Here is a 10,348-nt window from a genome sequence, read left to right as displayed (position 1 = left end):
CTGTCCGTTCTCATTGAATCTGGGGCACATTTACTAGTCTGACCTGCATTGCCCCAGATTGGATGAGAATTTCGATCGCGACGTTTCTCATTGAATCTGGGGCTACCCTGCTTCCGCGCCCGGCTGCGAGCGCAGCAGGGTAGCCGGAATGGTCTCCTGTCGATTCCGTTGGCTCGGGTACGTCTTCGGTATAACTACTGTGATCGTGTCTCTCGTGACACACGATCATGATTCTGTGGTGCGCTCGCTCGTGTTGGTAGTTCGGGTGCCGGCTGCGGCCTTTGAGCACCTTGGCCACCGCCCGTTTTAGATTGTCATAGCGGATACGGGCCGGGACATCACCAAAGTGGTTGAACGCCAACACATGCCGATGCAGGAGCGCCTCCTGGCCCTGAGTGGTGAAGTTGCTCCGAGCTAGAGGGCGAACGCTCCGCCTTTGATGAGGATGAGGGCCCCGATTGTGATCAGTGCAACGGGCAGAACGATGTGGCCCCAGCGTGAGAGTGCTTTGGCGATGATCGGGTGGGAGGCGAAATATCGGCCGGCCGCGCACCAGATGGCCACACCGATGAGGAACACGATGATGTAAACACCGATGGTGGCGATCGTTGAGACGGCGAAGATCGGAACGTACACGCCGATGTTGTCGCCGCCGTTGGCGAAGGTGATGACTGCGACCTGCCAGGTGCCAGGCGTCAACAGTGTTGCGGGATCATCGGTCGGCGCCGGTTGGGTGCGGCGATCCCGCCAGGCCAGCCATGCCGCCCGCAGCCCCAACACGATGGGCAGCAGCCCGAAGTACGGCAGTGCGGCTGGAGGAAGCAGCGTGGCACCCAGGAGTGCGCCGCCGACCGAAACTGCCAAGATGGCGGTGAAGCCGAGGTACTGACCGGCGGTCACTCGGATGGCTGCGCCACGATGACCGGGCGCCTGGCCGAACATCACCGCGAGGACCACGATGTCGTCGATATTGGTGATGGCGAAGGTGGCGATCGCCTGAACGAGTGTGGCTGGGCTCAGCACGGCCAATGCGACCAGCTTCGAGTGAAATCCCACCGCATCGGGTGAGCCTACTGCTCAGCAGGCCCCGCGCTCCCGCGCACCAACGACCTCCAGTGGGGCGGAAATTCATGACGACTGCCGGGGTCAACGGACTTGACGAAATACATGCCTCCGGTGCCACGGAGGTGGCTCCTAGAGGTATCGACATACGTCATCGGCGCTGCATGATTCCGGGTCGACGCTTTCGGCGCCCTGCCGCAGCCGGGCGATGGTCTCGCGCAGTGCCACCAGTGCGCTGATCTGCTCGTCGAGGTCGGTCAGTCGGATGTCGAGCAGGGCGCGCACGTGCGTGCACGGCGCGTGGCCGCTGTCACGGATGTCGAGGATCTGCCGAATCTGGGCGAGGCTGAACCCGGCGGCCTGTCCCCGTCGGATGAAGCCGACCCGGGCGATCGTGTCGGCGGCATAGTCGCGATACCCCGCCGGGGAACGTTCGGCGGGCGGGAGCAGGCCTTCGTCTTCGTAGTAGCGCAGCGTCGCGGTGGTGGCCCCGGTCGCCTCGGCGAGCTTCCCGATTCTCACGATGTCTCCTCAGAACACTTGACCTTCAAGCCTACTTGAAGGTCAAGGATGGGTGCATGAGTCAGGGATTGGACCTCGCGGTCATCGGTTCCGGCGGCGCGGCGATGGCCGCGGCGATCCGCGCTACCGCGCTCGGCAAGTCCGTCGTCATGATCGAGCGCGGCATCTTCGGTGGCACGTGTGTCAACACCGGCTGCGTGCCGTCAAAGGCCCTGATCGCAGCGGCCGAGGCCCGGCATACCGCAGCCGACACTGCCCGGTTCCCGGGGATCGCCACCACGGCCGGCCCGGTGGACATGGCGGCCCTGATCGCCGGCACGCACGATCTGGTGGAGTCGCTGCGCTCAGAGAAGTACCTCAACGTGGCCGAATCGTATGGCTGGCAGCGCATTCAGGGCCAAGCGCGGTTCGCCGGAACCCCGGACGCGCCCGTCATCGAGGTCGGCGATGCCACCATCGAGGCCGAGCACTACCTGATCGCCACCGGCGCGAACCCAGTCATCCCGCCCGCATTCGAGGGCGTCGCCTACCTGACCTCGACCACCGCGATGGAAGTCACCGAGGTCCCGGAGTCGCTGCTGGTGATCGGCGGCGGCTACGTCGCGTTGGAGCAGGCGCAACTGTTCGCCCGGCTCGGGTCAACGGTGACGGTGCTGGTCCGCTCCACGCTGGCATCGAAGGAAGAGCCGGAAGTCGGCATGGCGCTGCTGGAGGTGTTCGCCGACGACGGCATCCGGGTGGTGCGCCGCGCCACGGTGAGCGAGGTCGAGCAGGCCGACGATCAGGTCACGGTCACCGCGACCATCACCGGCGGAACGCAGCAGTTCCGTGCCGCGAAAGTCCTCGTCGCCACCGGCCGCCGTCCGAACACCGACGGCCTGAATCTCGAAGCGGTGCAGGTCAAAACCGGCGAGAACAACGAGGTCGTGGTGAGCGACGGGCTGCAGTCGTCGAACCCACGGATCTGGGCGGCCGGCGACGTGACCGGGCACCGCGAGTTCGTCTACGTCGCCGCCCATCACGGCGCGATGGTCGCCGACAACATCTTCACCGACGCCGGCCGCAGGGTCGACTACCGCCATCTGCCCCGCGTGACGTTCACCAGCCCCGCGGTCGGTGCGGCCGGGACGACCGAGGCCGAGCTCCTCGCCGCCGGGACACGGTGCGACTGCCGGGTGCTGCCGCTAAAACATGTGCCGCGTGCGGTGGTCAACCGAGACACCCGCGGTTTCATCAAACTCGTCGCCGACGCCGGCACCGGCCGCATCCACGGCATCACCGCCGTCGCCAAGGATGCTGGCGAGATCGCCGCCGCCGCGGTCTACATCCTCGACGCCGCGATGACCGTCGACCAGGTCGCCGGGTCCTGGGCCCCGTATCTGACCATGGCCGAAGGCATCAAAATCGCCGCCCAGTCCTTCAGCGCCGATATGTCCCGACTGTCCTGCTGCGCATCCTGACGCATGGCTCACTCGAAAGGTTTCTGATGCCCAATTTCCTTGACCGCCTGACCATTCCGGAAGAGTCCGGGCTCGACCCGACGATGCTGGTGCCGTTGCTGCGGCTGCTCGCCGCCGGCGAGCCGGTCACCGTGGAGGCGCTCGCCGCGGCCGTCGGCCTCCCGGTTGACGAGGTGACCCGGCGTCTGGCCGCGGTACCCGACACCGAATACGACGAGCAGGGCCGCATCGTCGGCCAGGGCCTGACCCTGCGCCCGACCCGCCACCGATTCACCGTGGCCGGCCAAGAGCTCTACACCTGGTGCGCCCTGGACACCCTCATCTTTCCCACCATCCTGGACCGGCCCGCCAGCATCGAATCCGAATCACCCGTCAGCGGGCACCCGATCAGGGTCTCGGTCGGCGAAAACGGTGTCACCAGCGTGCAGCCCGAGACCGCGGTGGTCTCGCTGGTCAACCCCGACGACCTCACCTCGATCCGGTCCTCATTCTGCAACCAGGTGCACTACTTCACCTGCGCGCAGGACGCCGCGCCGTGGCTCGCCGAGCACCCCGAAGGTCAGATCGTCAGCGTCGCTGAGGCCCACCAACTCGGCGCAGCCCTGACCACACAAATCCTTACCCAGCTCCATACCCCGCCAACTGCCCACCCCGGCTGCTGCAGCTGACCAGCCGCACCCAACCTGATGAGGAGAAATCAATGAATCAACGTCCACGAAGAAATCCCGTGCTGCTGGGTGCGGCAGCGGTGCTGGTGACGGCCCTGTGTTGCGCCGCGCCAGTCCTGATCGCCGGCGGCGCGCTCGCCGCCGTGTGTGGACTGCTCGAGAATCCATGGGTCATCGGGGCAGCCGTCGCGCTGCTGCTGGCGGCTGTGGTCGCCTTCGCCCGCCGCGGTCAACGCGGCGATCACTGCTGTCCCGCCGACAGCCATTCACCCGCGACGCACACGCTCGACGACCTGACGAAAGGAAGCATCGACAATGTCTGAAACGCGTTCGTTTACACCCCACAGGTGGGCGGGCGTTACGGCTGTGATGCTGGCAGCGGGCGCGCTGACCGCGTGCGGCCAATCGGCCACAACCAGCAATCCGACCTCACCGCCACACGCCAACGCCACAACCCAGGCGACGGCGGCGACACTGACCACGGTGGACGGCAAAACCGTCGAACTGCCCGCTGCCGCCCCGACCGCGATCCTGTTCTTCTCCTACGGGTGCGGCGAATGCGTCGGCGGCGGTAAATCCCTGGCCGCTGCTCGGGCGGCCGTGGAGAAAGCCGGAGGCAGCGCCAAGTTCCTAGCCGTCGACATCGTCCCCACCGAGAAACCCGCCGATGTTCGCCACTTCCTGGACCAGATCGGCGGCACCAGCCTGCCCGCGGTCGTCGATACTAACGGGGCCCTGACCAGCCGCTACCAGGTGACCGCGCCGACCACCGCCCTCGTCATCGACCCGTCCGGGCAGATCAGCTACCGCGGCCACGCCCCGTCCCAGGATCAGATCCTGGCCGCCCTCGGCAGCAGCGCCGCACGGTGAACCTGCTCGCGCTCGCGTTTACCGCTGGCATGCTCGCCCCGGTCAACCCCTGCGGGTTCGCGCTGCTACCGGCGTGGATCACCGGCACCATCGCCACCGGCGGCACCGATGCGGTGCTCGTGCGGCTGGCCCGGGCACTGCGCACCGGGGCCGTCCTGACCATCGGGTTCACCGGCACCCTCACCCTCGCCGGTATCGCGATCAGTGCCGGTGCCCGGACCCTGGTGACGGCTGCTCCCTGGCTCGGGATCACGATCGGGCTCACCCTGGCCATCTTGGGCGGCTTCATGCTCACCGGCCGCACCATCGGTCTGCGTATGCCTGCCCGGACGCGTCATCGGCCGGACTCCCCAACAGCCGGTGGTGTGCTCGCGGCCGGAATCGGCTACGCCCTGGCGTCACTGTCCTGCACCTTCGGGGTACTGCTCGCGGTGATCGCCCAGGCCCAGGCCACCAGCGGATGGGGCGGTCTGCTGGCAGTGTTCACCGCATACACAGCCGGTGCCGCCACCATCTTGATGCTGGTCAGCGTCGGCACCGCCATCGCCGGCACGGCCCTGACCCGGCATCTGGGTATCCTCGCCCGCCACGGGACCCGCGTCACCGCCGTTGTCCTCATCGCCACCGGCGCCTACCTCGCGTGGTACTGGCTGCCCGCGGCCACCGGGCACACCGCCAGCGGCGGCAACCTGCTCACCGGCTGGTCGGCCACCGCGACCGGATGGCTGCAGGACCACGCCCTCCCGGCCAGCGTCATTGCCGCCTTCGCTGTGGTGGTCAGCGCGGTGGCCGCGTGCTGGACCACCCACCGCCGGCCAATCACCGGCAAGCAGCGCCGCCGGTGATGATTCACCGGCCGATACACCCAGCCAGATACCACTGTCCCTAACGATTAGAAAGCCGATAGATACAACCGTCGGACACAGTCAGATGCACACCACAAGTGCCTTACTGATAAGGCACATTCAAGACTGCCGACCCCTAAGCGCGACACGCCAGTTCTGCGCCGTCTGAGCGTGTCGTCAATACGGCAGTGGCGAATAGGCGTCGGTACTGCGCCCATTGCTCGACGGGGGTGGCGTCGGCATGGTGGGCGCCGGTGCGTTCGTTGATGCGGTCGAGCAGTAGCGTCGGCCAGGCGGGTTCCGTTGGCGTCCTGGGCTGTTCAACCCGAGGGCGAGCTGTGAGCAATGTTGCGGCTACGGCGATCACATCGGGGTAGGCCACCACGTGCGCTTCTAGGCCATTCTGCAGAATCCCCGCCGCCACGTGACGCTCTGCGTGAGCCCAGAAGACCAGGATGTGGCGGGCGTCGCCCAAGGCGTCATGAAGGTCGACCTCTGAATACTGACGGGCCAAGCGCCGATGCGTGCGCCCGGCACTGAGCACCGTGGGCCGGTCACGAAGATCCACCTGGTCGTCAAGAACGCGCGTTGGTGAACCGATCCAGCGTCGGTGACGGTGGCATACGGAGACATGTGCAGGCAGGTAGCAGTAGACGGGTTCGTGTATTCCCTTGCGTGCCATACATCTTTGACACAAAGGGCGGCGGAGATATTGCTTGAGCGCGGTGGGGTCGCCAGCAAGCCCGCAGAGACGGGACCGGATTACCTGCTCAGGTTGGCCGCTGACGACGGCCAACCAGTCCGGTCGCGGCCGGGCTGCGCATGATTCGGCGACATGGCCGCGCAGTGTGGAGACGCCGATATGGTTGGCGCGGGCCAGCCTGTCGATGTAGGACGATACGGCTTCCCAACGGAACGGTGCGATCGTTCGCGGGAGCCGCTGGCGTGGTCCGCGCGGCCACGGCCTGACAGTTGCCACGTCAGCTGGCCGTGCGGGCCGCGGCCGTGTGGGCGGCGTAGTCGATCAAAATATCGTCCATGGCCTCGCGGGTGATGTGCTCGGTGCCGTCGAGCATCGCTTGGATTGCTGAAGCCCGGATCAAGTGGGCCAGGCTGCCGATCATCCCGCCGGTGCGGCGGTGCAGGTAACGGGCCTGGGCGACAAGGCTTCCCGGTTCGTGTCGATGCAGACGCAAGGTACCTTCCATGGCGGCGACGAGTTGTCGCCACTCCTTGGCGTCGGGGAATGCGCTGGTGTGGATCACCCCGCAACGGCCGGCCAACTGCCGTCCCCGCGTGCCGGTGAACAGCCCCGAGCGTTCCACTTCGATCCCGGCGTAAACGAATGTCGCAGGCAGATGCTCGGTGAAGTATTTGAGGTGGTCGGACAGTTCTTCGCCGGCGCGGGTGTCGAGGTTGAGGTTGTGGATTTCATCGACCACCACGATGTCGGTACGGGCATCGATGAGCACCTGGCACACGGCATCGGAAATATCGGTCACGTTCATCCGCTGATTGAGCGTGGGAAGCCCCAGAAACCGTGCGAACTCCATCGCCAACTTGCGGGGCGACCCTTTCGGCGGGGCCGTCACATACACCACCGGAATCCGGCTCTCATCGCCGGGAAACCGTGCACGGGTGCGCAATTCGTGAAACCGACCCAGTTGCTTGATCGCCGTAGTTTTCCCCGTCGCTGCCCCGCCGGAGATGATCAGCCCGCGCCGGGCCCCGATCTCGCGCTGGTTGAGCAATGTCAACAGCCGGCCCTGATGGGTGATCGCTTCGATCGCCGACGTGGTGACCACCACCAGCTCCGAATGATGCGCAACCCGGGCCTCGTTGTAGGCCGTCCGCTCGTCCTCACCGAGGCTGGCCCACTCGTCGTCGGCGAGCAACGTGAACTCCGGCGGATCGGCATCAACAAAACGCCGCCAGCCCTCCAGCGTCGTGGTCGGCTGGCGGCGATCCTCTAACTGACCCACCGCCGCAATCTCGGTCACAGTCGCCACGTTTGGGCCTCCTTGCGTGCATCAAACACCGGCAGGGGTATGACCTCCGCCATCTCGCCGTCATCGTCGAAAGTCTCGTTGTCGGCGGCCCGTTCCGACGGTGACGGGCCATGATGTTCGGATGATTCCGTCGGGTCCGGCCAGTCCCGGCCGGCGCTCGCGGCGCTGGTCCGTCCAGTCACTCGGCGCTCGGCTTTCGTCTGCTGCTGCGGCCCAGCGGCGGCGCGGTCCAGCAAGTCCTCCGCGATGGCCGCAATCTCCGCTTCCTGGGTCTTCTGGGCCCCTCTGCGGTCGGCTACGGAGCGGGCGTGGCGCCACAGTGTCTCGCCGAACGGCACCGGCGAGGACCGAAGGTGCGTCCACGTCGCGGCCAGCCATCCGTCTTCGTGGTGATTGCGCACCCAAATCCTCGACACGTCATACGGGTCGTAGTGCACTTCCCACTGTCCGTTACGGGCATCGACCCCGGAATGCTGGCGCCGGTATGGGTTGAGCGCCTTGGCGTCATAGGTGCGATGGTTGATCCGGACCCCGTAACTGTTGATTGTGCGCCACTGCACGGGAAGCAATTCGATATAGTCGTCGGCGTCCAGTGGGACCGGTACATAGCCAGCCACCTCAACGAGGGCAGTGTATTTCTCGTTGGGAGACAACGCTTTCCCCGGCGTCACCGGATCCCGCAGGCCATCGTGGGGGCGGTTCTGCCACACCGCGATGATCCACTCGTCCAGCAGCGCCTGCAGCTCAATCATCGACCACACCGCGTCGTCCTCGGCGTTTTTCCCACGCCGCTCCACCGATGAACCGACGTAACCGGCCACGTACTGTGCGAACAGGGTGCCCACCGACTGCAATGTCCGCTCGATCTTCGGCTTATCGGTCGGGCAGTCGGGATGAGCCGGCTGCAGATTGATCCCCAATGTGCAGCACGCTTGCCGAAATGTTTGGGACAGATACGCTTTCCCGTGATCGCAGACGATCGTCTCGGGAGCGATCACCGGCCTGGCCGCAGCATCGGCCAGGCGCTGATCGACACTGGTCAGGCTGTGGTGCGGAAGTACCGACCGGGACATCCGCAGCGCATCGGCCCATCCCGGGCGCATCGGTTCGGGCGTCAATGCCCGCGCCAAGAGCAGTGACGCGTCCACTGCTTTGGTCGTCGGTCGCAGCACCGCGGCCGGGATGGACCGCGTAGCGTTGTCGACCATCGCAGTCAGCTCGACTCGGTCTACCATGCCGTCATCGAGCACTACCCGTACATCCAGAAGGGTTGAATCGATTTCCACCATCTCGCCGGGGCGCACCACGGTGATCGACCCGAATGGGCCATCGGGCTGCTTGGACAGCGATCGCCGCGTCCGTGCTGACCCGAACGTGTGCCGTCCTTCCGCGAGGCGCTTGACCAGCCGGTAGAAGGTGGGCTGCGACGGCATCGCGGGCGCGTCGTCGGCACCATAGGTGGCCACCAGCGTCTTGGCGACCCGCCGTTGCAGACGCTGCACCGTTCCCGTTGACAGGTCGGTCTCGCCCTCGATCGCATCCCGCACCGCGGCGACGACACGGTCGTCCACACGGCCGAATACCGCGCGCCGCCGATTATGGCGCCCGTCAACCACTCCCAGGAGCCCGTCCCGTTCGTAGGCAAATCGGCGACGCTGCAACGCATTCCGACTCACGTCGTGGCCGGCGGCACGCAGCTCGTCCAACTTGGCCAGCTCACGCTGCCGCAGAGATCGTTTCGCCGTGTCGAACTCTGGGCGGGGACGAATGCCCGCGGCCGTCCCAGGCGGGCGGCCGCTGAGGATCTCCACGATGTGGCGCTCCCACCACCGTGCTTGCTCGACGGCTGCCTCGGGAATGCCAGCCAGCATTTCCTCAGAACACAGTGGCGGTCGCGACCCCGACACCAATTCCAATGCCGGATCAACCATCAGCTGCGAGAGCGGCACCACAATCTGCTCGCCGACAGCGTCAACCAGTCGAGCTGATCCGCCCGACAGGGTTACGACGGTGAAAACACCTGCTGATAAACGGATTTCGTCTCCCTCTCGGACGACACCCGTTCGCACGTCAGGTCACCACCCGGTCCCGAGGCCAATCGCCGTGTCGTCGCCAAGTGCCGCTCCTTGCAGATCGGCAACTAAACGGCCGTGCCAGAGCAGATGAAACAGTACGGGCAGCACCACCAAAGGAGTCCCGACCGCGTGCACACCAGCCATCAACGGACGGACCCGAGCGAAGACCTCCGCCAGTTGATCAGCCAAACCGATCTTCAATACTCGCGGATGCCGATAACCCGACAACCAACGTAGATTCGCCCGCAGCACTGGATCGAGGGAACCGACACGCAGGTAATCCCAACCGACCATCGCGCACGTGGCGGCAGACCGATCGAACACGTCCCGATCAGCGTCAGAGATCCGGTCGTCCTCACGAACGTCGACTACGACGACAGATCCATCGCGGCGCCGCACGAAGTAGTCAGGAGCATGCCGCGTGCCGTCACGCCAATGAATCCAAAATGGTTGCGACAGAACACCAACAACATCCGGATCGGCATCCAACGCCATCAACTGGTCACGTTCTACCCAGGACTCGTGACCTACATGTGCGCCGGTTGTGGCGAACCACCACAGCCCGGGAAAGTTACGCTGACCTCGAAACGAGGGGAAATTCCGCACTGGTGAACAGTCCAACTCAAACCGGGTTGCAGCACATCGGTCCAGCGATTGCCGCGTGCATCCCTCGCGGGTGTTGAACTCCAAGTCCACTGCACTCGCTACACCTGGCCCAGCCGAAACAGCCGACGTCAGCACACATAAACGCTAAGCCTCGTGCCCCAGATTCAATGAGAAAGACACGCACTTACCCCAGATTCAATGAGAATGCCCCAGAATCAATGAGAACGGACA

General features: G+C 65.5%; 11 protein-coding genes. 5 read left to right on the top strand and 6 right to left on the bottom strand.

All coding sequences use genetic code 11. The features are described 5' to 3' along the window. Positions 1–414: 414 nt before the first annotated feature. Both ACAG21_RS28030 and ACAG21_RS28025 read right to left on the bottom strand, forming a co-directional pair. A complete protein-coding gene (locus tag ACAG21_RS28030; protein WP_079481877.1) occupies positions 415–1,056 on the bottom strand; it encodes a cadmium resistance transporter in 642 nt (213 codons plus the stop codon). A gap of 138 nt (positions 1,057–1,194) precedes the next feature. After that, positions 1,195–1,584 carry a heavy metal-responsive transcriptional regulator gene (locus ACAG21_RS28025; protein ID WP_370499503.1) on the bottom strand — a complete coding sequence of 130 codons (390 nt, stop codon included), beginning with the start codon at positions 1,582–1,584 and terminating at the stop codon, positions 1,195–1,197. Between the two features lie 56 nt (positions 1,585–1,640). On the opposite strand from ACAG21_RS28025, the gene merA reads away from it, so the two are divergent. From merA to ACAG21_RS28000, 5 genes are read left to right on the top strand one after another with little or no spacing between them, the layout of a single operon-like run. Then, positions 1,641–3,044 (top strand): mercury(II) reductase, encoded by a 1,404-nt coding sequence (merA, locus tag ACAG21_RS28020; RefSeq protein WP_005148655.1) that lies wholly within the window; start codon positions 1,641–1,643, stop codon positions 3,042–3,044. A gap of 26 nt (positions 3,045–3,070) precedes the next feature. Beyond that, positions 3,071–3,712: an organomercurial lyase MerB gene (gene merB / locus ACAG21_RS28015; protein WP_005148656.1), complete on the top strand. Its 642-nt coding sequence runs from the start codon at positions 3,071–3,073 to the stop codon at positions 3,710–3,712. Positions 3,713–3,744: 32 nt separating this feature from the next. Then, on the top strand, positions 3,745–4,035 hold the full coding sequence (locus ACAG21_RS28010; protein ID WP_005148657.1) for a hypothetical protein: 291 nt from the start codon (positions 3,745–3,747) through the stop codon (positions 4,033–4,035). After that, complete coding sequence (locus ACAG21_RS28005; protein ID WP_005148658.1) at positions 4,028–4,582, top strand: redoxin domain-containing protein; 555 nt, start codon at positions 4,028–4,030, stop codon at positions 4,580–4,582. The genes ACAG21_RS28010 and ACAG21_RS28005 overlap by 8 nt, the downstream gene beginning before the upstream one ends. Further along, the gene (locus tag ACAG21_RS28000) at positions 4,579–5,427 is read left to right on the top strand and encodes a cytochrome c biogenesis CcdA family protein (protein ID WP_024444598.1); all 849 of its coding nucleotides are present in this window, start codon (positions 4,579–4,581) and stop codon (positions 5,425–5,427) included. Before ACAG21_RS28005 ends, ACAG21_RS28000 begins: the two co-directional genes overlap by 4 nt. A gap of 136 nt (positions 5,428–5,563) precedes the next feature. On the opposite strand, the gene ACAG21_RS27995 is transcribed toward ACAG21_RS28000, so the two are convergent. From ACAG21_RS27995 to ACAG21_RS27980, 4 genes are all read right to left on the bottom strand, one after another. Then, on the bottom strand, positions 5,564–5,995 hold the full coding sequence (locus ACAG21_RS27995) for a hypothetical protein (protein WP_225503056.1): 432 nt from the start codon (positions 5,993–5,995) through the stop codon (positions 5,564–5,566). Positions 5,996–6,407: 412 nt separating this feature from the next. Beyond that, positions 6,408–7,436 (bottom strand): ATP-binding protein, encoded by a 1,029-nt coding sequence (locus tag ACAG21_RS27990; RefSeq protein ID WP_005148661.1) that lies wholly within the window; start codon positions 7,434–7,436, stop codon positions 6,408–6,410. Continuing rightward, positions 7,424–9,388 (bottom strand): Mu transposase C-terminal domain-containing protein, encoded by a 1,965-nt coding sequence (locus tag ACAG21_RS27985; protein WP_005148662.1) that lies wholly within the window; start codon positions 9,386–9,388, stop codon positions 7,424–7,426. The genes ACAG21_RS27990 and ACAG21_RS27985 overlap by 13 nt, the downstream gene beginning before the upstream one ends. 123 nt (positions 9,389–9,511) lie before the next feature. Next, on the bottom strand, positions 9,512–10,252 hold the full coding sequence (locus ACAG21_RS27980; protein ID WP_011894084.1) for a TnsA-like heteromeric transposase endonuclease subunit: 741 nt from the start codon (positions 10,250–10,252) through the stop codon (positions 9,512–9,514). Between the last annotated feature and the right edge of the window lie 96 nt (positions 10,253–10,348).

This window comes from Mycobacterium sp. pR1184, assembly GCF_041287235.1.
Classification (GTDB): domain Bacteria; phylum Actinomycetota; class Actinomycetes; order Mycobacteriales; family Mycobacteriaceae; genus Mycobacterium.
This window is presented reverse-complemented; position numbering and strand designations above follow the sequence as displayed.

Excerpts from the sequence above, each read along its gene's own strand:
- ACAG21_RS28010 (WP_005148657.1), top strand. The coding sequence starts at position 3,745 with ATGAATCAACGTCCACGAAGAAATCCCGTGCTGCTGGGTGCGGCAGCG.
- ACAG21_RS28005 (WP_005148658.1), top strand. The coding sequence starts at position 4,028 with ATGTCTGAAACGCGTTCGTTTACACCCCACAGGTGGGCGGGCGTTACG.
- merA (WP_005148655.1), top strand. The coding sequence starts at position 1,641 with ATGAGTCAGGGATTGGACCTCGCGGTCATCGGTTCCGGCGGCGCGGCG.
- merB (WP_005148656.1), top strand. The coding sequence starts at position 3,071 with ATGCCCAATTTCCTTGACCGCCTGACCATTCCGGAAGAGTCCGGGCTC.